Origin of the sequence: Dietzia maris (genome assembly GCF_036287335.1) — a bacterium.
GTDB classification, from domain to species: Bacteria; Actinomycetota; Actinomycetes; order Mycobacteriales; family Mycobacteriaceae; genus Dietzia; species Dietzia cinnamea.
This window is the reverse complement of the sequence record NZ_CP143053.1, coordinates 3,598,482-3,621,220: the sequence shown is the minus strand read 5'-3', so window position 1 is coordinate 3,621,220 and position 22,739 is coordinate 3,598,482. Positions and strand designations below refer to the sequence as shown.

At 72.0% G+C, this 22,739-nt stretch carries 21 protein-coding genes; 12 read left to right on the top strand and 9 right to left on the bottom strand.

The features are described from left to right. Positions 1 to 538: 538 nt before the first annotated feature. The 9 genes from rpmH to VYL96_RS16820 all read left to right on the top strand — a co-directional run bounded on the left by rpmH (position 539) and on the right by VYL96_RS16820 (position 6,987). A complete protein-coding gene (rpmH, locus tag VYL96_RS16860; RefSeq protein WP_007629603.1) occupies positions 539 to 682 on the top strand; it encodes a 50S ribosomal protein L34 in 144 nt (47 codons plus the stop codon). A gap of 18 nt (positions 683 to 700) precedes the next feature. Continuing rightward, complete coding sequence (gene rnpA, locus VYL96_RS16855; protein ID WP_043567366.1) at positions 701 to 1,063, top strand: ribonuclease P protein component; 363 nt, start codon at positions 701 to 703, stop codon at positions 1,061 to 1,063. 41 nt (positions 1,064 to 1,104) lie between these two features. After that, entirely contained in the window at positions 1,105 to 1,353 is a 249-nt protein-coding gene (yidD, locus tag VYL96_RS16850) for a membrane protein insertion efficiency factor YidD (RefSeq protein ID WP_223210178.1), read from the top strand. Positions 1,354 to 1,370: 17 nt separating this feature from the next. Then, positions 1,371 to 2,573 carry a membrane protein insertase YidC gene (gene yidC / locus VYL96_RS16845; RefSeq protein WP_131885622.1) on the top strand — a complete coding sequence of 401 codons (1,203 nt, stop codon included), beginning with the start codon at positions 1,371 to 1,373 and terminating at the stop codon, positions 2,571 to 2,573. Between the two features lie 128 nt (positions 2,574 to 2,701). After that, the gene (locus VYL96_RS16840; RefSeq protein ID WP_131885623.1) at positions 2,702 to 3,190 is read left to right on the top strand and encodes a Jag family protein; all 489 of its coding nucleotides are present in this window, start codon (positions 2,702 to 2,704) and stop codon (positions 3,188 to 3,190) included. A gap of 134 nt (positions 3,191 to 3,324) precedes the next feature. Next, positions 3,325 to 4,044, top strand: coding sequence for a 16S rRNA (guanine(527)-N(7))-methyltransferase RsmG (rsmG, locus tag VYL96_RS16835; RefSeq protein WP_131885624.1), 720 nt, complete (start codon positions 3,325 to 3,327; stop codon positions 4,042 to 4,044). A gap of 110 nt (positions 4,045 to 4,154) precedes the next feature. Continuing rightward, a complete protein-coding gene (locus VYL96_RS16830; protein WP_131885625.1) occupies positions 4,155 to 5,159 on the top strand; it encodes a ParA family protein in 1,005 nt (334 codons plus the stop codon). Continuing rightward, positions 5,156 to 6,328 carry a ParB/RepB/Spo0J family partition protein gene (locus VYL96_RS16825; protein ID WP_131885626.1) on the top strand — a complete coding sequence of 391 codons (1,173 nt, stop codon included), beginning with the start codon at positions 5,156 to 5,158 and terminating at the stop codon, positions 6,326 to 6,328. The genes VYL96_RS16830 and VYL96_RS16825 overlap by 4 nt, the downstream gene beginning before the upstream one ends. Then, positions 6,325 to 6,987, top strand: a complete 663-nt coding sequence (locus VYL96_RS16820; protein ID WP_131885627.1) for a hypothetical protein — start codon at positions 6,325 to 6,327, stop codon at positions 6,985 to 6,987. Before VYL96_RS16825 ends, VYL96_RS16820 begins: the two co-directional genes overlap by 4 nt. 78 nt (positions 6,988 to 7,065) lie before the next feature. On the opposite strand, the gene VYL96_RS16815 is transcribed toward VYL96_RS16820, so the two are convergent. From VYL96_RS16815 to VYL96_RS16775, 9 genes are all read right to left on the bottom strand, one after another. Further along, on the bottom strand, positions 7,066 to 8,256 hold the full coding sequence (locus VYL96_RS16815; protein ID WP_131885628.1) for an N-acetylmuramoyl-L-alanine amidase: 1,191 nt from the start codon (positions 8,254 to 8,256) through the stop codon (positions 7,066 to 7,068). 127 nt (positions 8,257 to 8,383) lie between these two features. Next, the gene (gene trxA / locus VYL96_RS16810; protein ID WP_007629616.1) at positions 8,384 to 8,728 is read right to left on the bottom strand and encodes a thioredoxin; all 345 of its coding nucleotides are present in this window, start codon (positions 8,726 to 8,728) and stop codon (positions 8,384 to 8,386) included. A 38-nt stretch (positions 8,729 to 8,766) separates the two neighbouring features. Next, positions 8,767 to 9,699 (bottom strand): thioredoxin-disulfide reductase, encoded by a 933-nt coding sequence (trxB, locus tag VYL96_RS16805; protein ID WP_131885629.1) that lies wholly within the window; start codon positions 9,697 to 9,699, stop codon positions 8,767 to 8,769. A gap of 133 nt (positions 9,700 to 9,832) precedes the next feature. Further along, on the bottom strand, positions 9,833 to 10,450 hold the full coding sequence (gene sigM / locus VYL96_RS16800) for an RNA polymerase sigma factor SigM (RefSeq protein WP_131885630.1): 618 nt from the start codon (positions 10,448 to 10,450) through the stop codon (positions 9,833 to 9,835). Positions 10,451 to 10,500: 50 nt separating this feature from the next. Further along, positions 10,501 to 12,135, bottom strand: a complete 1,635-nt coding sequence (locus VYL96_RS16795; protein WP_131885631.1) for a protein kinase family protein — start codon at positions 12,133 to 12,135, stop codon at positions 10,501 to 10,503. A gap of 87 nt (positions 12,136 to 12,222) precedes the next feature. Continuing rightward, positions 12,223 to 14,100 (bottom strand): murein biosynthesis integral membrane protein MurJ, encoded by a 1,878-nt coding sequence (gene murJ / locus VYL96_RS16790; protein ID WP_131885632.1) that lies wholly within the window; start codon positions 14,098 to 14,100, stop codon positions 12,223 to 12,225. After that, complete coding sequence (locus VYL96_RS16785; RefSeq protein ID WP_243699654.1) at positions 14,097 to 16,700, bottom strand: hypothetical protein; 2,604 nt, start codon at positions 16,698 to 16,700, stop codon at positions 14,097 to 14,099. The genes murJ and VYL96_RS16785 overlap by 4 nt, the downstream gene beginning before the upstream one ends. Then, on the bottom strand, positions 16,697 to 18,007 hold the full coding sequence (locus tag VYL96_RS16780) for an NUDIX hydrolase (RefSeq protein ID WP_243699655.1): 1,311 nt from the start codon (positions 18,005 to 18,007) through the stop codon (positions 16,697 to 16,699). The genes VYL96_RS16785 and VYL96_RS16780 overlap by 4 nt, the downstream gene beginning before the upstream one ends. Before the next feature lie 69 nt (positions 18,008 to 18,076). After that, positions 18,077 to 19,108, bottom strand: a complete 1,032-nt coding sequence (locus VYL96_RS16775; protein WP_131885633.1) for an alpha/beta hydrolase — start codon at positions 19,106 to 19,108, stop codon at positions 18,077 to 18,079. Between the two features lie 181 nt (positions 19,109 to 19,289). Between VYL96_RS16775 and VYL96_RS16770 the strand changes: the two genes are divergently transcribed. The 3 genes from VYL96_RS16770 to VYL96_RS16760 all read left to right on the top strand — a co-directional run bounded on the left by VYL96_RS16770 (position 19,290) and on the right by VYL96_RS16760 (position 22,649). After that, positions 19,290 to 19,622: a putative quinol monooxygenase gene (locus tag VYL96_RS16770; protein WP_061913341.1), complete on the top strand. Its 333-nt coding sequence runs from the start codon at positions 19,290 to 19,292 to the stop codon at positions 19,620 to 19,622. A 196-nt stretch (positions 19,623 to 19,818) separates the two neighbouring features. Continuing rightward, positions 19,819 to 21,372, top strand: a complete 1,554-nt coding sequence (locus VYL96_RS16765) for a CCA tRNA nucleotidyltransferase (RefSeq protein WP_207913561.1) — start codon at positions 19,819 to 19,821, stop codon at positions 21,370 to 21,372. Then, a complete protein-coding gene (locus VYL96_RS16760) occupies positions 21,369 to 22,649 on the top strand; it encodes a glycosyltransferase 87 family protein (protein ID WP_063972722.1) in 1,281 nt (426 codons plus the stop codon). The genes VYL96_RS16765 and VYL96_RS16760 overlap by 4 nt, the downstream gene beginning before the upstream one ends. Positions 22,650 to 22,739: the final 90 nt, after the last annotated feature.

Below are 22,739 nucleotides of genomic sequence, written 5' to 3'. Positions count from 1 at the left end.
GGTGGGTGGTCTCCTCTCGTCAGCGTGTCGGGCGATCCCGGTGGGCCGGGGGGGGCCGGCCAGGCCGGACACCACACTCTATCCACAGGCTCCGACCCAGGTCCACTGAGGTATCCACATGGTTGTCCACAGCTGTGGGAAGACAGACTTCACCCATGGGCCGTGCGCAGGTGGAGGATCAGCGGCGAGGGATCGGCGGTACTGGTTCGGATCTGAGGTTATGTACAGCCCGGGGGGCTCGTTGGTGAATGACCGTAACAACACGTCCCAGCCAGGGGCAACCCTCAAGATCGACTGGAGGCCGGAAGTCAAGCATCGCGGCCGTGGGCGTGTCGAGATGGCCTGCGAAGTGGTGACGGTGGGACGAATGGGATTACACGGTTTGGTCGCCGGCGCGTGGTGCGCGTAATCTTGAACAGTCTGTCGTGCGCCCGCGGGCGTACGGCGCGTCGTGGTGCCGCCGACCCCGGTGATTCGACGACGTCTCGTACTCGAACAGGCGCTGGTCACGGCGCCGACTTCACGTGAGGAGCCAACCATGGCCAAGGGCAAGCGGACTTTCCAGCCGAACAACCGTCGTCGTGCCAAGGTGCACGGTTTCCGTCTCCGGATGCGCACCCGCGCCGGCCGTGGCATCGTCGGCGCCCGTCGTCGCAAGGGCCGCGCCTCGCTGACGGCCTGATCCCGGCCGGGGTGGCGCGTGCTTCCCAGGTCGCACCGGCTCCACCGTTCCGCTGATTTCGCGACGGTGGTGCGCAAGGGTGCCAGGAAGGGCCGCCGCACCATGGTCGTACACGCCCACGTGGACTCCTCGGATGTCCGCGTGGGCGGTCCGCGTTTCGGGCTCGTCGTGAGCAAAGCCGTCGGGGACTCGGTGACACGCCACCGGGTCAGCCGGCGGCTTCGTCATATCGCCGCCGAGGTGCTGGCGGACGTCGACCCGGACCTCATGGTCGTCGTGCGCGCGAACCCGGCGTCGGCGACGGCGCCTCACGCCGATCTGGTGCGGGATATGAGAACCGGGTTGGCCGCGGCGGCGTCGCGGGCTCGGGGGTCATCGTGACCCGGGGCCGGCCGGGGCCCGTGGCACGGGTCCTGTTGTGGATGCTGGACTTCTATCAGAAGGGCATCTCGCCGCTCACCCCGCCGAGCTGCCGGTTCGAGCCGACCTGCAGCGCGTACGCCGTCGAGGCCGTGCGTGTCCACGGCGCCTGGTACGGCACCTGGCTGTCTGTGTGGCGCCTGCTGCGCTGCGGCCCGTGGACGCCGGGCGGGTGGGACCCGGTCCCGGAGCCACGCGCGCCCGATCCCCCGGACGAGCATGACGCGCACGACCACAATTCACGAACGTAGCTAGGACTCACACACCCATGTCGTTCATCACCAACCCGCTGGTCTATTACCCGATCTCCGGGATCCTCTGGTTCTGGCACAAGATCTTCGCCTTCCTCGGGGGGCTCCTCCCCTGGGTCGAGGCTCCGGACTCCAACGGCGTCATCTGGGCGCTGTCGGTGATCTTCCTCGTCGTCACGCTGCGCGCGTTGCTGTTCTGGCCGGCGGCCAAGCAGATCCGCTTCTCCCGCAAGATGCAGGAGCTGCAGCCCAAGATGAAGGAGCTGCAGAAGCGGTACAAGAACGACCGCGAGAAGCTCGCCGTCGAGACCCGCAAGCTGCAGAAGCAGGAGGGCTTCAACCCTCTGCTGGGCTGCCTGCCCATGCTCATCCAGATCCCGGTGTTCCTGGGCCTGTTCCACGTGCTGCGCTCGTTCAACCGGATGGGTGAGCAGTTCGGCGCGCTGGGGATGACGGCCGAGGAGACGCGCAACACGGGCAACTACGTGTTCAACGCGGACGAGGTCCAGAGCTTCCTCGACGCCCGCCTGTTCGGCGCCCCGCTGTCGTCGTTCATCTCGCAGCCGGTCGAGCAGTTCCAGGCCTTCGTCGAACCGGGCGCCGCGCTGGACTTCGCCCGCTGGAACATCATCCTGGTCGCCGTTCCGTTGATAATCATCTCGGCGGTCACGACCCACTTCAACGCCCGCGTGTCGCTCTCGCGTCAGTCGCCGGAGGCGGCGGCGAACCCGCAGGCGAAGATCATGAACCAGCTGATGCTGTGGGCGTTCCCCATCGGCATCCTGGTGACCGGTGCGTTCTGGCCGATGGCGATCCTCGTCTACATGGTCACCAATAACCTGTGGACCCTGGGTCAGCAGTACTTCCTGTACGAGAGGATGGCCAAGGAGGACGACGCGGCCGCGCTGGCGCGCCGTGAGGAGCAGAAGGCCCTCGCCCCGCGTGTCGGGGTGAAGCCGGTCAACCCCAAGAAGGGCCGTGGGAGCGGGTCGGCCGCCGCGTCGGGTACCGCCGTGGCCACCGCGCCCACCGTGGGCGCGGATGAGGTGAATGGGGACGACGACGAGGTGGTCCCGCCGAAGGCCGCTCCCGCCTCTCCCTCGCCGAGCGGGCCCCGCCCGGGGCAGCGCCCACAGGCGCCGGGCGGTCAGCGGAGTAGGCCGGCTCAGAAGGCCTCCGGATCGCGGCCCAAGAACAAGAAGAAGAAAAAGAAGCGTTGACCCGGTAGGGCACGCAACTGGACGAGGTCCCCGATGCTCCGGCGTCGGGGACCTTGTCCCATACTTGGGGTAGATACTCGTCGGCTCATGTGGGTACGGCGATCGGCGGTCACGATGGAGGCGGGTCCATGTCCAAGAGGAGCATCGAGGTGTCCGAGGAACGATTGGTCGAGGAGGGCGAGGTTGCCGGTGACTATCTCGAGCAGTTCCTCGACATCCTGGACTTCGACGGGGACATCGACCTGGATGTCGAGGGCGACCGCGCGGTCGTGAGCATCGTCGGGGGCGACGATCTCGACACGCTCGTGGGTCCGGCCGGCGCGGTGCTCGATGCGATCCAGGAGCTGACCCGTCTCGCCGTCCAGCAGGAGTTGGGTGACCGGAGTCGGCTGATGCTCGACATCGCCGGATGGCGCGAGGCCAAGCGGGAGGCGTTGACCGATGCCGGTCGTGTCGCCGCCCAGCGGGTGCTCGAGTCCGGAGAGTCGGAGGAACTGGAGCCGATGACCCCGTTCGAGCGGAAGATCATCCACGACGCGATCGCGGAGATCGACGGGGTCACGTCGGACTCGACCGGCGTCGAGCCGAACCGCCGGGTGGTCGTCCTGCCGGAGTGAGGCGATGAGGACCCGACAGGGGTGCGAGTCGAGCGGCTCGCACCCCTGTCGCGTGTCCGGGGAAGAATGACAACGATGTAGTTCGATGTTTCACGTGAAACCGGGCCTGGGCCCGATGGAGGTAGCGCAACGCCATGACCGACGACACCACTAACGAAACGACACGTGACAGCGGCCTGGGCGGCGTGCCCGCAGGCGCCGCGGACGTGTTCGGCGAGCGTCTCCCACTGGCGATCCGGTACGTCGAGTTCCTCGGAACCGCGGGACTGGAGCGCGGTCTGATGGGGCCGCGGGAGCGTCCCCGTCTGTGGGATCGGCACGTCCTCAACTCGGCTGCGGCGGCGTCTGCGCTCGAGGACGGGGAGGCGGTCGTGGACATCGGCAGCGGCGCCGGCCTGCCCGGGATCCCGATCGCTCTCGCCCGACCGGATCTCCGCGTGACGCTCGTGGAACCACTGCTGCGGCGCGTGACGTTCCTCGAGGAGATCATCGACGAGCTCGGTATCGACGTGCGAGTGGTGCGTGGCCGGGCGGAGGAGAAGGCCGTCATCGCGACGGCGGGGAATGCCGACGTCGTGACGTCCCGCGCGGTCGCGCCGCTGGCCAAGCTGGCCGGGTGGTCCGCTCCCCTACTCCGGGTCGGCGGGCGAATGGTCGCGCTGAAGGGTGAGTCCGCGGCAGACGAGGTCGAGCGGGATCGCGGGGCGCTCGCCACGCTCGGTTTCGAGGGGCTTCGCGTCGAGACCGTGGCCGCCCCCGATGCGGAGCCGACGAGACTGGTGATCGGCAGTCTGGCGACTAGGATGGGACACCGTGGCTCGCGATCTCGCGGGGGAGGACGACGCGGCCGGTGACCGGCCCGGGCATCCGGTCCGGGATCGTGTCGGTTTCACGTGAAACACTGACTCCACGGGCAGCGGATGCTGCACGGCCGGTGTCCATGATGGAAGTCGAAAGGTGACGGATGTCCGACGACGAGACCCCGATTTTCGCGGCTGCGAGGCAGGCGAACGAGGTGCTCCACGGGGATGCCCCCGCGCTCCCCCGGCCTGAGACGCCGCGCATCATCACGATCGCCAACCAGAAGGGCGGCGTCGGGAAGACGACGTCCACCGTCAATCTCGCCGCAGCTCTGGCTCTCGGTGGGCTCGGTGTCCTCGTCATCGACATGGACCCCCAGGGGAATGCGAGCACGGCTCTCGGTGTGGACCACCGCGAGGGGACGCCGTCGAGCTACGAGCTGCTGATGTGGGAGGCCTCGATCGAGGACCTCATGCAGAAGAGCCCGCACGCCGAGCAGCTGTACTGCATCCCCGCGACCATCGATCTCGCGGGCTCGGAGATCGAGCTCGTCGGCCTACCCCACCGGGAGCGGCGACTGGCCGAGGTCCTTCACCCCGACGATCTCCGGCTGCTCGGGATCGACTACGTCTTCCTCGACTGCCCGCCCTCCCTGGGCCTGCTCACCGTTAACGCGATGGTGGCCGCGAGCGAGGTGCTCATCCCCATCCAGTGCGAGTACTACGCACTGGAGGGTGTGGGGCAGCTGCTGCGCAACGTCGAGCTGATTCAGCAGCACCTCAACACCGAGCTCGAGATCTCGACCATCATGCTCACCATGTATGACGGCCGGACCAAGCTGGCCGAGCAGGTCGCGGGCGAGGTACGGAACCACTTCGGCGACACGGTGCTGCGGACGGTCATCCCTCGGAGCGTCAAGGTGTCGGAGGCGCCGGGTTTCGGGATGACCATTCTCCAGTACGACGCGGGATCCCGAGGTGCCCTGGCCTACCTCGACGCCGCCCGCGAGATCAACGGCCGGGGCGTCACCAGCCGGCGCGCAAGCGACCGGGGGCCGGACGACCGGGGGGCGAGTAGCCCGGGTGGCGATACGACGACTGACGAGTTGGTGGGCACCCCCGCCCCCGGCATGAGCGCGGACGAATCGCGTCCGGAGGAGAGTCGATGAGTCAGCAACGCAAGGGTGGTCTCGGACGTGGGCTGGCGGCCCTGATCCCGACCGGACCCGAGGACGGCCCGCGGCTCGGTAGCGACGCGGCCGACGTGATCCTGGGCCCCCGCGCCGGCGGTCCCCGTACCTCTCCCCCGCGCCCCCGTCGCGCGGCTGCGGATACCGCGGCGCCGGCGGAGTCCGCCGGCGATGCCGGAGCGTCCCGTGCGGGCCGCGCCGAATCCTCGGCGTCCGCAGGAGGGGGTCGTGAGCGGGGCGCTGTTTCACGTGAAACGCCGTCCGGCGATCGCGGCGAGCGTACGAGCGAGGTTTCACGTGAAACCGCTGACCTGGTCGATCCGGGCGCGGTCTACCGGGAGATCTCGCCGAGCGACATCGACCCGAACCCCAAGCAGCCGCGGACCTACTTCGACGAAGAGGCGCTCGCCGAACTCGCGCACTCCGTGAAGGAGTTCGGCCTACTGCAGCCGATTGTCGTCCGTGAGATGTCCGGCGGCCGGTATCAGCTCATCATGGGCGAGCGCCGCTGGCGCGCGAGCCAGCGGGCCGAGCTGGCGACGATACCCGCGATCGTCCGTCAGACGGAGGACGAGGACCTCCTCCGCGACGCCCTGCTCGAGAACATCCACCGAGTGCAGCTCAATCCCCTGGAGGAGGCGGCCGCGTACCAGCAGCTGCTCGAAGAGTTCAACGTGACGCAGTCCGAGCTGGCCAACCGGATCGGGCGGTCCAGGCCCGCCATCACCAACAGCATCCGTCTCCTCCAGCTCCCCACGGCGGTTCAGCGCAGGGTGGCCGCAGGCGTCCTGTCCGCAGGGCACGCCCGCGCTCTTCTCGGGCTGGAGGCGGGTGCGGCCGCACAGGACGAGCTCGCCGCGAGGATCGTCGCCGAGGGCTTGTCGGTCCGAGCCACGGAAGAGATCGTCACTCTGGCCAACCGTGACGCCGGCGATGCCGAGGAGAAACCGAAGCCCGCCCCCCGCGGTCGTCGGAAGGACCCCGAACTCGAGGCGGTGGCCGGTCGGCTGTCCGACCGCTTCGAGACCTCGGTGTCGGTGACGATGGGTCGCCGCAAGGGCCGCATCACGATCGATGTCGGGGACGCGGACGACCTGGCGCGTGTCCTCTCTCTACTCGAGGGCGGGTCGACCGGTACGACACGATGATCTCGATCCGTTCGTTGGACCTGTCCGCCGTGGACCATCTCGGCCCGCGGGCCCGGCGTTGCGTCTATTGGCAGACGGACGGCGAGTCCACGAGTGGCTCCCCCGGCGATCCGGAGTTCGAGAAGGAGGCGTGGATCTCCCACGTCTCGCTCGAGTGGGGCGTGTGTGGACAGATCGCCCGGGCCGCCGACCGGCCCGCTGCGGCGGCGTTCTACGCGCCCCCGGGGATGATTCCCCGCGCGTCCTGCTTCCCGACCTCACCGGTCGGCGCCGACGCGATCCTCCTGGCGGGGATGAGCGTCGAGGATGGCGCCCCCGCCGGAGTCCTCACCTCGCTCCTCGACGCGGTCGTGGTGGACCTGCGGAGTCGCGGCATCAAGGCCATCGAGGCCTTCGGGGTGACGTCCGAGGACACGGGCGAAATAGCGTCACGTGACACGTGCGGCGCGGACTCGTGCGTGCCGGCGACGAGCTTCCTCATCGAGCACGGGTTCACCATCATCGCGCCGCACGAGACCCATCCGAGGCTCCGGCTCGATATCCAGAGCGAGCACCTGTGGAAGGCGGACGTCGAGCGCGCCCTCGATCAGCTGTTCGCGGAGCACGGCTTCGCCACCCGCCGGGTCGGCGTGTTGTCGGGGGCGTCGGCCCGGGCGTGATGTCCGGCCGGGGCCGGGTAGTACGTGCCGGGCGAGCCTGGTAGCGCGTGAATGCGTGTGCCGGGCGAGCCGCGGGGCTCAGCTGCGCTGGCGCTGCTCGTAGTCGATGAGGTCGTCGAGGGACATAGACCCGGTGGGATGGTCGTCCTCGTCGAGTAGATAGAGGCGCTTGACGCCCACGAGGATCGAATCGATGATCGTGTCCTGCGCGTCGCGGTCCCCCAGGATGGCGAGGTCGCCGGCGTTGTGTGCGTACCCGAGGTAGATCTGCACGGACGGCATACGGGTCATCCGCAGCAGTGGCCAGCTGCGGCCGTGGGTGCGGCAGTCCCGCAGCTCGGTGCGGCTGACGATCTCCCGCTGGATGAATCCCGACAGAGCCTCACCGAGCATGGACTCCGCGCCCAGCGAGTTACCGAAGTAGAAGGTCGCGACCCCGTTGCCCACGGGATTGGGATGCCGGTCGAGCCGCAGGGAGATCACGAGGTCGGCGTTGAACGCGTTGGCGATCTCCGCGCGTTCGGGATCGGTGGGGATCATGGCCTCGGGCCGCGAGAGGAAGACCTCCACGCCGGCCTGGTTCATCCGCTCGGAGAGTCGGCGGGTGATGTCCCACAGGAGCTCGGCATCCGTGATCGTTCCGTTCGGGGTCTCGATGCGGATCGGGTTCTCGGACCCGCTGGGGCCGGGATCGAGCACGATCCGCTTGCCGGCGAGCATCGGACCGGAGGTGCGGGCGCGCTCCTTCTCCACGAGGGACGCCATGTCGCCGCCCTTGAAGAGGGTCGAGAAGCGGTTGATGGTGTCGAGGGTCTCGGCGCCCACGACGCCGTCCGCCTCGAGGGCGCAGTCCCGCTGGAAGTCGGTGACCGCAGCGTGGGTGAGGGCGCCGAAGGTCCCGTCGACGAGACCGGCGTAGAAACCGAGCTCCCCGAGCCGGCGCTGGAGCTGGGCGACGTCGTCCCCGGCCATGGGCTTGGAGACGATGTAGCTCAGATCCCGCGTCCCCAGGACGTGGCTGGCGTCGTCGAGGGCGGCCTGGGTCGCCGGACCCACGATCCCGTCGGAGATCAGCCCACGGGCCTGCTGGAAGGCCAGAACGGCCGTCTCGAGATCGGCGTCGAACACCGCGTCGGTCCGGGCGAGGACCGAACCGGTCTCCGGCTCGGTGACCCCGACCGAATCGATGTTGTGAAGCAGGCCCATCCCAGCGAGGGTGGCCCGGATCGCGGCCACCTCGGGCCCGCGGTCACCACGCCTCCACGCCATGGGTTCCTCCCGCTCTCTCGAGTTACGTACTCGAATGAACTTACCGCCTCACCCACCCGAGTGCCGTTTCCGCGCCGCGCGGCGGGGGACGGCTCAGGGGGTCTCTCAGCAGCTTCTTGCGGGACCCTCAGGAACCCAGGACGTCGCTGAGCTCCGAGCGCAGGGCCGACTTGGACTTCGCGCCGGTGAGGCGCTTCACGGGCTGTCCCTCGGAGAACAGCAGGAGCGCGGGGATCGCGGTGATCTGGTACTCGGCGGCCAGCTCCTGGTTGGCCTCGACGTCCACCTTGGCGACGGTGAGCTTGTCGGCCTCGGCGCCCGCGAGTTCGTTGAGGACCGGCGCCATCATGGTGCACGGGCGGCACCAGGTGGCCCAGAAGTCCACGAGCACCGGCTTGGAGGCGCTGGCGGCGAGGACGGCGTCGGCGAAGTCGGCCTCGGTGACGTCGACGATGTTGGGGGTGTCGGCCATGATGGCGGTCCTTTCGGTGGAGGTTCGGGTGGCTGGGGTCAGGCCTGCTCGGCGAGCCAGCGCTCGGCGTCGATCGACGCCGAGCAGCCGGAACCGGCGGCGGTGATGGCCTGGCGGTAGCGCTTGTCGACGAGATCGCCGCAGGCGAAGACCCCGGGGATGGAGGTGGCGGTGGTCTGGCCGGTGAGGACGTAGCCGTCCTCGTCCACCTCGACCTGGTCGCGTACGAGCTCCGACCGCGGGTCGTGGCCGATCGCCACGAACATCGCGGCGGTCTCGAGCTCACTCGTCTCGCCGGTGACCGTGTTGCGCAGGCACAGCTTCTCGACCGAGCCGGTGCTGCCGGCGACGACCCGGTCGACGGTCGTGTTGAGGATGAAGGAGATCTTCTCGTTCTCGCGGGCACGCTCGAGCATGATCTTCGACGCGCGGAACTCCTCGCGGCGGTGGACGATCGTCACCGAGGAGCCGAACTTGGTGAGGAAGGTCGCCTCCTCCATGGCCGAGTCGCCGCCGCCGACCACCACGATCGGCTTGTCGCGGAAGAAGAAGCCGTCGCAGGTGGCGCACGAGCTGACGCCGCGGCCGAGGTACTCCTGCTCCCCCGGGACGCCGAGGTAGCGGGCGGCGGCGCCCATCGCGAGGATGACGGCGCGGGCGCGGTGCTCCTCCTCGCCGACCCGGACGATCTTCACGTCGCCGGCCAGGTCCATCGACGTCACGTCCTCCATCCGGAGGTCGGCACCGAACCGCTCGGCCTGCTCACGCATCTGCATCATGAGGTCCGGGCCCATAATCCCCTCGGCGAAGCCCGGGAAGTTCTCCACGTCCGTGGTGGTCATGAGTGCACCGCCGAACTGGGAGCCCTCGAACACCACCGGCTTGAGCTCGGCCCGCGCGGAGTAGATGGCGGCGGTGTACCCGGCCGGGCCGGATCCGACGATGATGACGTCGTGGACGGTGTCGGTCATGAGTTCTCGGGGCTCCTCGGGGTGGGCGGTCGATGGGGAGGGTGGCGGACCTGCACCACCGTGTCAGGCCTACTCACCAGGGCTCAACACGCGGGTGGGGCGGCTTGTTCCCCCAGTGTCCCCGGTCTCCCCCTCACGCGGTGAGGGTGACCCCCTCGAGGAGGACGGCGAGCTTGGCGCGGCCGCGGGCGCACCGGCTCTTGATGGTGCCCGGGGGGACGTTGAGCAGGTGGCTGGCCTCGGCCACGGTGCACCGCAACATGTCGACGACGACGACGGCGTCGCGCTGATCGTCGGGCAGGCCCGCGAGCGCCTCGGCGACGATGATCGCGTAGGCGGGATCCTGGTGGAAGTGATCGCGCAGGGTGACCTGTTCGTGCAGTGACGGGGTGAGCTGCGTATGGGTGCGCAGGCGTTGGGCGCGCATCTTGTCCAGGCACGCGTTGACCACGATCCGGTAGAGCCATCCCTGGACGGGGCAGGCGTGCTTGAACGTGTCCGCCTTGCGGTACGCCGAGACGAGGGCCTCCTGGAGGGCCTCCGCGGCGTCATCGCGGTTGAACGACGTCCGGATGGCCAGCCGCCACAGGTAGTCGTAGTGACGGCGGACGAGCGCGGAGAACGCGTCCGGATCGCCGGCGACGTGCGCGTCGATCAACTCCGCGTCCGTCAGCGGGGACTCCGCCCGCAGGGACGCACGCGTCGTCGCCGGGTCGGGGGTGACGGTGGCACCGGTGTTCACGGGCGTCACGGTAACCCGGTGCCTCGGCCGGTGGGGGTGCCACCTCGGCGCCGGGCGGGTCAGCGGGTGAGCTCGACCTCGGTGATCTCGGCGTCGTAGGCCTGGGCACCGGACGTGCCGAGCCGGGTGATCCACACGAGCAGGTACTGCGTCTCCTCGGGCTCGTCGATCGTCACGGTCGCCTCGCCGCCGCGGACGGTCCCCGTGCCGAGCCGGGTGGTCTCGTCCAGGGAGGTCGGCGTCGCGGTGGGCGACGAGCGCACCTCGAAGCGCACGTCGTCGTCCTCGGAGTGCAGGACCACCCGCCGGACCTCCTGCTCGTCGTCGAGGGTGAACATCAGCCCGATGCCCGGTTTGTAGGCAGAGGGCGCGTCACCGATCTGTGCGCGATAGGTGTCGCTCGACCATGAGGTGGACCGGTCCCCGTCGGCCACGTTCGGCGCGCTCGCCGAGTTCTCCGCCGTGCCGGCCGAGGACGCCGGCTGCCAGGTCGTCACGGTCGAGACGCCGACCGGGGTGTCCGGGGTGTCCTGCTCGGTCTCCTCCGCGTCGGCGCCGGCCGGATCCTCCGGCGCGGGTTCGGTGGTCTGGGAGGCGCGGCTGGCCTGGGCGGCCCGCTCGATCGCGTCGAGCTGCTGCGACAGCGGAGTGTCGCTGCTCGTGCCGCCGAAGCCGCCGAGCATCCAGGTGAGGATGAGCCCGATCAGCACGACCGCCGCGGCAGAGGTGCCCGCCATGATCTGCCAGCGCCGCTTCTGCGTCTCCGGGTCCGGCTCGGAGCGCGTCTCGGGGTACGGCCCGGCGGTCCCGCCCGCGTACGCCCCGTCGTACGCCCCGCCCGCCGGGTCCGGGTCCACCGGGCGGGTGACACGCGCGGCGCGCACCGGCCCGCCGACGCGGTCGGCAACCATGGACCTCACGGTGGCCGCCGAGCTCACCGACGACCCGTCGAGCGTCCGCATCGCCAGCACGGCGGACTCGGGCGAGACCCCGGCGCCGACCACCGTGGGATCGAGGACCTCGTCGTCGTCGCCCCTCGGGGCCTCCCCCGGGCGCCCGTCGGCCGGATCGTGCCGGTCGGACCCGTCGGGAAGGGGCAGCGGCCACGTCCCGGTGAGCAGCGCGTAGAGGACCGCGCCCAGACCCCGCACGTCGGCGCGGGCGTCCGCGCCCTCGCGCACTCCGGGGAAGGACAGGACGGCGCGCCCGTCCTCGGTGAGGCGGACCCGGTCCGGCGAGTCCAACCCGAGGGCGAGGCCGGCCTCCTCGGCGCGGGTCGCGGCGTCGGACAGGCCCCACACCGCGCCCACGGCGGAATCCGGGTCGGGTTCCGCGACGGCGGCGGCGAGACTGCGGCCCGGGATCCACTCGGTGACCACGATGCCGCCCGCGCGGCCGCGGATGACGTCGAGCACGCGCGCCAGGCCGTCCGAGTAGACGGACGTCAGGGCGACGGTCCGGTCGAGGACCCCGGTCGCCGAACCCGGGGGCTGCTCGCCGGGAAGGGGGTCGACGAAGGTGAGGGCGACGAACCTGTCGAGGCGCCGGTCGCGGGCCTTCCAGAACGCCTGCCCGGCGACGCCGCCGCACGGCTCGAGCAGCTCGTACCGGCCACCGGAGACGAGGCCGCCGACGGTCAGACGAGGAGGAGTGGGGGAAGCGGACCCCACGGGGGCCCCGGTCTGATCGCCCACCCGCTGTCCTCCTCGCCTGGTGCGCCCGGCCTCCCGTCGGCCGCTCGTGACCCCTCGAGTGTACGTACCGCCCGCCCGGGGAATCGACTATCGCCTCAGACGCCCCACGAGGCCGCGGAGAACGGGGGTGATGGAGTCCAGTTCCGGCAGACGGGATCTCGACAGGACCAGCCCGGTGACCGCGAGGGTGAGGACACCGGCGAGCGCCGCGCGGAGCACGTAGCCGATGCTGCCGACGGCGTCGGTGAGCGCGTCCATCGGCAGCACCGTGTCCACCGCGAGGGCCACCAGGGCGCCGGCGACCGAGGCGCCGAGCGTCCACGCGGCGGACCGGAGGGTTTCCCGGCCGCGCAACGACCCGAGCCTCGAGCGGAGCAGGACGTACCCGGCCACCGCGCCGACGACCCAGCCGATGCCGTTGGCCAGGGCGAGGCCGATCACCACGTGCGAGCGCTCGTCCGCGACCGCGGGGACGAGGAGCGAGAGGACGACCCGGACGACGGTGATCGCGAGGATCATCACCGTGGGCGTCCAGTAGTCCTCACGGGCGTAGAAGACGCGCTGCTGCAGGAGCACGATCGCGTAGGGCACCAGGGTGAACGCGCCGGCGGCCACGGTGAGGCCGAGGACCCGGGCGCTGTCGGCATCGAAGTTGCCGTAGCGGAACAGGCCCGTGGCGATGGTCGGTCCGAACGCCGTCATGAAGGCGATGATCGGCAGGAGGCCGAACAGGGACAGCCGGGTCCCCAGCGAGATGTCGCGCGCGACCGCGTCGTTCCGCCCGGCGACGCCGTTGTCCGCGAGGCGGGGGTTGATCGCCGTGAGCAGCGTGACGCCGATGATCCCGTACGGGACCTGCAGCAGCAGCCAATAGGTCTGGTAGATCGCGATGGCGGCCTCGTCGGCGGCGGCGCCGATGCGGTTGGTCATGACCAGACCGACCTGCGAGATGAGCACGTACGTCACACCGGCCAGGGCGTGCCCGCCGAACTGCTTGATCCGCGGGTCCAGACCCCACTGTGGGCGCAGGTCGACACCGGCGCGGCGCAGCGCGGGGACGAGCACGGCGGCCTGGACGACCACGCCGAGCGTCGTGCCCAGACCGAGCAGCAGGATCGGGCCGCTGAGCAGGTTGACCGGCGCCGCAGGGTCGATACCGCTGCCCACCACCGCGAACAGGGCGAGCGTGGCGATCGCGACGACGTTGTTCCACACCGGCGCCCACGCGCCGGGCCGGAAGACGCCGTTGTAGTTGAGCACCGCCAGCATCACGGAGAACACGCCGTAGAAGAAGATCTGCGGAAGCAGCAGGAACGCGAACGCGGTGGCCAGGTCGGTGTTGACCTCGCCGTCGCCGAGGTTGAGTTCGGTGAGCAGGGGCGCGCACGCCACGGCGAGCACCGTCGCGCCGAGCGCGAGCGCCGAGGTGACGGTGAGCAGGCGGCGGATGAACGACACGCCCCCGTCCGCGTCCTCCTGCGCCGCCTTGGCCAGCAGCGGCATGAACATGGCCGTGAGCACCGAACCCAGCACGAGCTCGGTGATCATGTTGGGCAGCGTGTTGGCGGTGTTGAACGCCGACGCGACCGCGGGGCCCAGCACGGTGAGGATGAGGATCATCCGGACGAAGCCGGTGATACGGCTCGCGAGGTTGGCCACGGCCATCGAGCCCGTCGACCGCATCACGGACGCGTCGGACGAGTCGCGCGTGCGGCCCCCGGTCCCGCCCCCGGAGCGGGACTCGGAGGACCCGTCCGTGGACGTGCCGGCAACCGGGGCCCCCGCGCCCACGGAGGCGGCCGTCATGGCTGGGGTAGGGATCGCGTCGGGGACGAACGAGTCGGCGACCGGCGGCGGCGACGCCGGGCCGGGCAGCACGCAGCTGCCCGACTCACGCCGCCTGGCCCTGAGGCCGGGATCCGGTCTGCGCAGTTCGGGTCCGGTGAACCCCTGCTCGTCGTTCACGGTCGGTGCCCTTCGTCCGCGGGGTCGAGGATGCCCCGACGGTAGCGCAGGTAGCGCCGACCCCCGAGGACGAGGGCGAGCGCCGCCGCGGCCAACGCGAACGCCTGCGCGACCGGGTACCCGCCGGTCTGGACGGACAGTTCCACCGGCTCCGACAGCGGTCGGCCGTCGGGTCCGGTGAGCATGAAGGTCACGGCGTGCCGGGTGCCGCCCTCGGCGTCGGACTGGGTGGGCACCTGCAGGGTGCGCGATCCGCTCGCCGGGATCTGGACGACCCCCACCGGATCCACCCGGATGTCCTCCGGGGCGGTCACCGTCACGCCGACGCGGACCGGGAACGGCAGGGCGTTGCGCGTCACGAGCAGGAGCGGGCTGTTGGGGCTGGCCATCGTGAAGACGCTGCCCGGCGGCAGGAGGTCGACGCGGTCGAGGGAGGCGGTCACCGTCTCCTCGAGCCGGTCGAGTCGCGCGGCGGACCGGGCCAGTGCGTCCTCGCCGGTCCCGGATCCGGGGTCCACACCGTCGCCGCCGGCCCGCCGCCCGGTCTCCGAGAGGACCCGCAGGGCGTCGGTGACCATCGGGTCGAGGTGATCCTGGGCGCCCGCGGAGGTCGGATCGGAGGTGTCGACCAACGAGCGGAGCGTGCCGACGGCCTCGAGGGCGGTGGCGATGCGCCGGTCCGCGCCGGCGGGGTCGGGCGCGCCGGGGTCGACCGCGCCCGTCGGATCCGGGGCGAGGGTCCCGTCGGGGACGGTCAGGGGGCCGGTGAGGCGTTCGGTGAGCGGGAGCGCCCGCATGCGGCCGGCCGCCAGCTGGGCGCCGAGCGACTCGAGCAGGGAGCCGGCCGATTCCCCGTCGACGGTCCACACCTGCGGCGGCACGGCGAGGACGCCCTGAGCGTCCGCCGTGGCGTCCCCCGGGCCACTCGCCGCGTCGATCGCGTCCACCACCGGCGCCAGCAGGGCCGCGCGGGCGTCCTGGAGCCGGGCCGCCGGCGAGTCGGCCGTGAGCCAGTACCGGGTGTCCGGGTCCGAGTAGCGCGGGTTCTCCGGCACGTCGCCGGTCGCGGCCAGGGCCGAGCCGATCGTCGCGGAGTAGGTCAGCGCGCGCCCGACCGCCGTGCCGGCCAGTCCCACGATCCCGGGGGGCGGCACGAGGCCGGTGTCGGTGCGGGTGGACGGCGCGGCCACCACTGCGCTGCCCGCGCCACCACCCTGCGGGGCGAGGGCCTCGGCGGTGCCCGGCGCCAGGGTGCCCGAGGCGGGCACGACCACGTCGGGGACGGGCGCCACCCCGAGGATCCGCTCGACCGAGCCCGCGTTGTCGAGCGCCGCACGCGTGAGGTCGGTGGACCCCACCGCCGCGACCGACTCGAGGCCCGCCTGCGCGGCCGGCAGGCTCACCACGCACGCGCCGTCGGAAAGGGCACGCAGCTCGTCCAACCACCGTGTGGCGTCCGCGGCGACGGCCTCCGGATCGGCCGGGCGCGTGGTGGCGCCACCGTCCCCGGGGTCGTCATCCCCGCCGCGGGCCCTCGCGCCACGCGCGGAGGAGTCACCCGTGCGATCGGATCCGGCGTCGTCGGAGATCACCACGGTGCGGCCGCCCGCGATCTCCGACACCGTCCCCAGCAGCGACGGATCCACCGCCAGGCACATCGAACGCCGCAGCTCCTGACCCCCGGGTCCGTCGAACGCCTCGTCGGCCGCGCGGACCAGACCGGTGAGGCGACCGGAGTCCGACAGCTCCCGCAGGAGGGAATCGTCGGTCAGCATCACCACGGGATCGGGACCCTCGACACCGGGCACCGCCGCGACCCGCGTCGGTGACGAGGCCAGCGGCCACAGCACCGTCAGCGGGACCGGCGCCGGACCCTGCTCGTCCGCCGGCGTGGGGTCGACCACCTCGTCGTCGTCGACCCCCGGCACTGTCGCCGGCCGCGGCGCCTCCAGCACGGGCAACAGGGTGCGGGCGTCGTCGAGGCGCGCGGGGGATCCGCCCGCGGGCGTGCCGTTGACGTTGACGAGCAGCGGGTAGACGCCGGGCTCGGTGAGCTGCAGGTCGGGGCCCGGATCACCGGGCACGGCGCGCGCGGGCATGGAGACCCGGTACGTCACCGACGCGCCCGGCGGCACGGCCTCCGCCACGCGGACGAACTCGCCGCGCACCCCGAACGACGGTTCCGACCACACCAGCGGTTCGCGCACCGACTCGGCGTCGGCGGACCGCGGCCCGCGCTGCAGGCGCACGTCGACCGCCTCGAGCGGGGTGTCGCCGACGTTGGTGATGGTCCCCGACACCGTGACGACCGGGACGCCGGCCTCGGTGCCGACGGCGGCCCCTCCCCCGCCCCCGGCGCCCGCCGGGTCGTTCGCGCCGTCGAGGACCCGAGGGGTGAGCTCGTCGATGCTGATCCTGGCCAGTGCGGGGGCCGGATTGGGGATGTAGCCGGCGGCCGAGGCCTGCTCGGGGGTGATCGCGCGGGCCGCGGCCGGGCCCCACGCGGTGCCGACGCCCCAGCCCGGTCCGATCGCCAGTGCCGCGCACAACGCCGTCGGGACGACCGCCCGGACTGCACGCCCAACCGGCCGCCCGATCACGGCCCTGACTCCTCCGGGGAGTCGTCGCGGGGCGCGGCTGCGGAACCCGGGGCGTGACTGCGGCGGACCGGCTCCGGACCGTCGGCCCGGCGGGACGGGTCCACCACCTGCGCGTCGGCGGGCGGAGGGTTGTCGCCTGCGGCCTCGGCGCGGGCGAGCTGCGGCAACAGGGTGCGGGCGGCCTCGACCAGCCGCCGCTCGTCCGGATAGGCCAGGCGGCGGGGCAGGTCATCGAACGGCACCCACGCGACCTCGGTGATCTCGGGGTCCTCGTCGCACAGGTCACCGTGGTCGTAGCGGATGAGGTGGTGGTGGACGGTCTTGTGGATGCGCCGACCCTCGGCCACGAACCAGTAGTCGATGGTGCCCAGCGCCGCCAGGACCGTGCCGTCGACGCCCGTCTCCTCGAGCACTTCGCGTCGGGCCGTCTCCTCGACGGTCTCGCCCGGCTCGATGTGGCCCTTGGGCATGGACCACAGCATGCGCCCGCGCCGGTCGAGCCGACCGATGAGCGCGACCTCGAGCCGGGACAGGTCGGGCTCGGGCGCGTTCGCGGCGCGCTCGAGGCCGCGCACGACCAGCCCGCCGGCCGAGGTCTCCAGCACGGTCTTGAGGCGCTGACCCCCGCGGGGATGGCGCGCTCCCCCGCGGCCTCCGCGGGCGTTCTTGGCGCCGCCCTTGCCGCCCTGGGCGCCCGGCTTGGACGCGGCCTTGGCACCGGTCTTGGCGCCGGTCTTGGGCGCGTTCTTGGCGGCCGTCTTACCGCCGGTCTTGGACCCGCCCTTGCCGCCGGCCTTCCCGGGCGGCGACGTGCGGGTGGTGTTGGCCGAGGCCGCCTGTCCCCCACCGGATCGGGATCGGTTGGAGGCGCGCGCGTGGCGGGGCGCCTGGCGTGAGGTCGCGCCGGCGGTGCCGTCGCCGGACTTCACGGTGTGGGTGGTGTCGGCGCTCTGCTGTTTCTGGGCCTCGGCCGCGCGGCCCTGCCCCCGGCCGCCGCGCCGTCCGCGGCCTCCGCGACGGCGTCGCCGGCCCTGGCGGGGCTGTCCGTCATCGGGGGCGCCGGACCGTCCCCCCTGGGCGGCCTTGGGCCCGGACGGCCCACCGGCGCCGCCGGAGGTGTTCTTGCCGGCTGACTTCGGGGCGTCGCCGTGGCCGGACCGCTGCCCGTCGGAGCTCTGCCCGCCGCCCCGATCAGGGTGGTGACCTGCGGAATCACGGGCGGCCGAGCCGGGTCCGGCCGGCCGACGCGAACGACGACGCCGCGGCGCGTTGGCGCGCGGTTCGGCGGGACGATCGGCTTCGGACACCCATCGATGCTACCGGCCGGGGGTGACTTGACCGGAATCCACGGCGTGCCGTCGCCGGACCGCGCGGGGTCAGGCCCCGAGCGCCGGTCCGACGACCCGCCACGAGTCGCGCAGTTCGCGGGAGAACAGGCCGAAGGTGTGCGCGCCGCTGGAGTAGCGGTCATAGGTGAACGGCACGCCGCCGGCCCGCAGCGCGGCGGCCATGTGGCGGGTCCCCAGGTCGGCGGCGTGCTCGGTGGGGGCGCCGATCACGAGGGTCGCCGAACCGAACTCCGCGGCGTCGTGGGGGCCGGGGTTGCCCGGCGCGGAGGCGAGGTAGAGGGCGGTGCCGCGGAGTCGCTCGACGTCGTGCGACGGGTCGTTGTGGAGCCACGCCGGGTCCCCGGGGGCGCCCCACGCGTTGTGGACGTTGCCGCCGCCGCGGGCCACCATCGCCGTCATGGCGGCGCGGCCGAGCGGCGAGGAGACCTCGGGGAACCCGGACAGGGACGCGGCGGCCGCGTAGTGGTGACGGCCGGTCGCGGCGAGGGTGAGGGCCGGGCCGCCGGACATGGACACGCCGATCACGCCGCGGGTGCCGTTGAGCCCCCAGGCGCCGGCGAGCGCGGCGGGCAGCTCGGAGTCGAGGAAAGTGTGCCAGCGGTTGACGCCGAGGACGGGGTCGGGTCGCTGCCAGTCGGTGTAGAGGCTGAACCGGCCGCCCTCGGGGCTGGCGACGAGGACGTGCTTGTCGGCGAAGAAGTCCTGGTAGTCGGTGTGATAGGCCCAGCCGACGTGGTCCTCGCCGCCGCCGACGCCGTTGAGCAGGAGCAGCAGCGGCGCCGGGCGCGCGCTCGCCGGGAGGAGGACGAACGTCGGCACCGCCTTGTTCATGGCCGGCGACCACACGTCGGCGAGGACCTTGCGGCCCTCCACGGGCTGGACGCGCAGGACCTGCGGGCGGGAGCGGTCGTCAGGCGGCGGGGCCGTGGGTCGCGGTGCGGTGGTGAAGCCCAGGGCGGTGGAGGTGTCGACCCCTCCGGAGGACTGGGCGGCCGCCGCGGGGACGGTCCCGGGGACGACCGCGGTCAGGGTGACCGCCGCGCCGGTCAGAGCTGCCACCGCCGCGAGGGTGACGGCGGCCGGGGCACCGGTCCGACGAGTGGGTGACAGGCGTGGACGGGGGCGACGACGACGAGACACGCCCGTCACTCTAAGTCACTCCTGTCACCGAACACAGGGTGACGGGGTGGGCGCCACGTGAGGCGGGACCGGCTACCCGGGCGCGGCTAGAGTCCGCTGTATGAGCTCTGGCCCGCCCGCGCACGCCCTGGTCCTGCGACACCGGGCCAAGCCGGGCCGTCGCGAGGATCTGATCGAGGCGTGGCGTCGGCACATGCCCGAGGCGGTACAGGCCAACGACGGGCATCGCGCCTACGTCCTGTGCGCCTCGTACGTCGACCCGGACGTGATGGTGGTGTTCCAGCACTACCGGGACGCGGCCGCCGCGCAGGAGTTCCTCGGTAACCCGGCCTACCTGCGGTATCTCGAGGAGGCGGGGGACCTGCTGAGCGGTCCGCCGGAGGTCGAGGCGGTCGAGCCGCTGTGGTCCAAGGCGGTAGCGGCGGACGACTGAGACCCGCGGCGGGTCGAGCGGGCGGACCGCGGGCGGTGGCGAACCGGCACGTCCGGGGGCGGCCCGCGCCGGTTCTCCGCCCGGCAGGGACATGTCGGGCCCACTCGGTAAAGTCAGCGCCGTGACAGCCCGCAGACCGACCTCCGATCGCAGCGCCGCCGACGATCGTGCCGCCTCCGACCGACACGATGCCGCGGTGTTCTCGGGTCTGCAGGACGGCCCCGGCGCCAGGCCCGATCCGGCGGAGGTCGAGGCCCGGCGGGTCAGACTGCTGGCCGGCGCCCAGACCACCCTCAACCAGCTCGCCGACGTGCTGTCCCCGCTGGCCGCGGCGTTCGGTGAGGCCGGGCACGAGCTGTACCTCGTGGGCGGCAGCGTCCGCGACGCCGTGCTCGGGCGTCTCGGCACGGACCTGGACTTCACGACCGACGCCCGCCCGGAGACGGTCCGGGAGATCCTCGACCGCTACGCGGACGCGGTGTGGGACACGGGGATCGAGTTCGGCACCCTGTCCGCCGTCAAGCGGGACGGCGACGGGATCGAGCAGCAGATCGAGATCACGACCTTCCGCGCCGACTCCTACGACGGGGTCACCCGCAACCCCGAGGTCGTCTACGGGGACACCCTCGACGGGGACCTGGTGCGGCGCGACTTCACCGTCAACGCCATGGCGGTGCGTCTCCACCCCGACGGCCGGCACGAGTTCGTCGACCCGCTGAACGGGATGGACGCGCTACTGGCCGGAGTGCTCGACACCCCGGCCGCGCCCGAGCAGTCCTTCGCCGACGACCCGCTGCGCATGCTGCGGGCGTGCCGCTTCGTCTCCCAGCTCGGCTTCACCCTAGCGCCGCGCGTGTTCCGGGCGATGACGGAGATGACCGCGGAGATCGACCGCATCACCGCGGAGCGGGTCCGGGCCGAGCTCGACAAGACCATCCTCGGCGACTACCCGATCGACGGCATCAACATGCTGTGCGAGACCGGCCTGGCCGACCACGTGCTGCCCGAGGTGCCCGGCATGAAGCTCGAGCGGGACGAGCACATGCAGCACAAGGACGTCTACTGGCATTCGCTGACCGTGCTCAAGCAGGCCATCGACCTCGAGCCGGAGGGCCCCGACCTCGTCCTGCGCTGGGCCGCACTGCTGCACGACATCGGCAAGCCGGCCACCCGCGCGCCCAAACCCGGCGGCGGCGTGACGTTCCACCACCACGAGGTGGTCGGTGCCAAGATGGTCCGCAAGCGCATGCGCGCCCTGAAATACCCCAAGCAGATGATCGAGGACGTCTCGGGACTGGTGTTCCTGCACCTGCGCTTCCACGGGTACGGCGAGGGCCAGTGGACCGACTCGGCCGTGCGCCGCTACGTCTCCGACGCCGGTCACCTGCTCCCCCGCCTGCACCGGCTCGTGCGCGCCGACTGCACCACCCGCAACAGGCGCCGCGCGGCCAAGCTGCAGGCCAACTACGACTCGCTGGAGAGGCGGATCGCCGAGATCGAGGAGAAGGAGGACCTCGCCCGGGTCCGCCCCGACCTCGACGGCAACGAGATCATGACCCTGCTCGGCCTGGGGCCCGGTCCCGACGTCGGCCGAGCGTGGGCGTTCCTCAAGGAACTCCGCCTGGACCGCGGCCCGCTCGACCGGGACGAGGCCGAGGCCGAACTCCTCCGGTGGTGGACCGAGCAGAACGGCGGGGACCAGCCGGCCGGGGGATCCGACACGGACCGGCAGAACGGCGACCCGGCGTGACCGGCGGAGCGGTCGACCGCTACCTCTCGTCGGCGGTCGGTCGCCTCGTCGTCGTCGTCCTCGCCGCTGTCGGCACGCTGCTGCACACCGTCGGCGTCCCCGGCCTGCAACAGATCCCGCCGTACCGCATCGACCTCGACGTCTACCGCGTCGGCGGACAGGTGTTCCGCGACGGCGGCGAGCTGTACGGCGAACTGCCGCAGCTCGCGCAGGGCGCGCACCTGCCGTTCACCTATCCCCCGCTGTCCGCGCAGATCTTCTCGCTGCTCACGCTGGTGCCGCTGCCGGTGGCGTCCGCGCTCGTCACGCTGGCGACCATCGCGGTGCTGGCGCTCGTCGTGCAGCTGGTGCTCACGCGCACGTGCGAGCGGCCGGCGCGCGAGCTGTGGTGGCTCACGGCCGCCGTCATGGTGGTGGCGCTGTGGTCCGGCCCGGTCCGGGAGACGATCGGGTTCGGGCAGGTCAACGTGTTCCTCATGGCGCTCGTGCTGGTCGACGTCATCCTCGGCCGCGGGCGGTGGTGGGGCGGCACGCTCACCGGGCTCGCGATGGCCATCAAGCTCACGCCCGCGGTGTTCCTGCTGTACTTCTTCCTGCGGCGGGACTGGCGAGGGTTGGCCACGGCGGTGGTGTCCGCGCTGGCGTTCACCGGCCTCGGCCACCTGCTCGCGCCTGACGACTCCGCCCGCTACTGGAGCTTCGCCATCCGTGATCCCGAGCGGATCGGCGGCCTCGCGTTCACCTCCAACCAGTCGGTGAACGGCGTCGTCTACCGGCTCGGCCTCGAGGACACCGCCGCGTCGATCGTGTGGTTCCTCGTGGCCGCCACGATCGGGTTGGGGATCGCGTGGGTCGCGTGGCGTCTGCTGCGGTCTGGTCAGGAGGTCGCCGCTGCGGTGGCGGTGGGTCACGTCGCGCTGTTCTGCTCGCCCGTGTCGTGGGGCCACCACTGGGTGTGGGCGGTGCCGGCGGTCGTGCTCGCGCTGGTGTGGGCCGACCGTGCGGGGCGGCGGGGCGACCGCGACGAGCGCCTCTGGCTGGGCCTCGCCGCCAGCGGCGTGGTGATCTTCCTGGCGACTCCCCAGTGGTGGGTGCCGAACAGCGAGGGCCGCGAGCTGGGCTGGAGCCCGGTCGAGCACCTCGTCGGCAACGCCTACCTCATCTGGGCGCTGGTGTTCCTGGTGGTGCTCGGGCTGCGGGCGGCCCGCCTGGGCCGGCCCGATCTGGGCGGCGACCCCCGCCAGCCCGTGGTGCTGGACCGCGCGCTAGCCCGCTGACCGCGCCTCCCCCGACCTGTCCGGCGGGATCGCGTCAAGCGCTCCGCGTGGCCTGTGGACAACTCGGTGGGCTCTCCACAGATCGGCCGG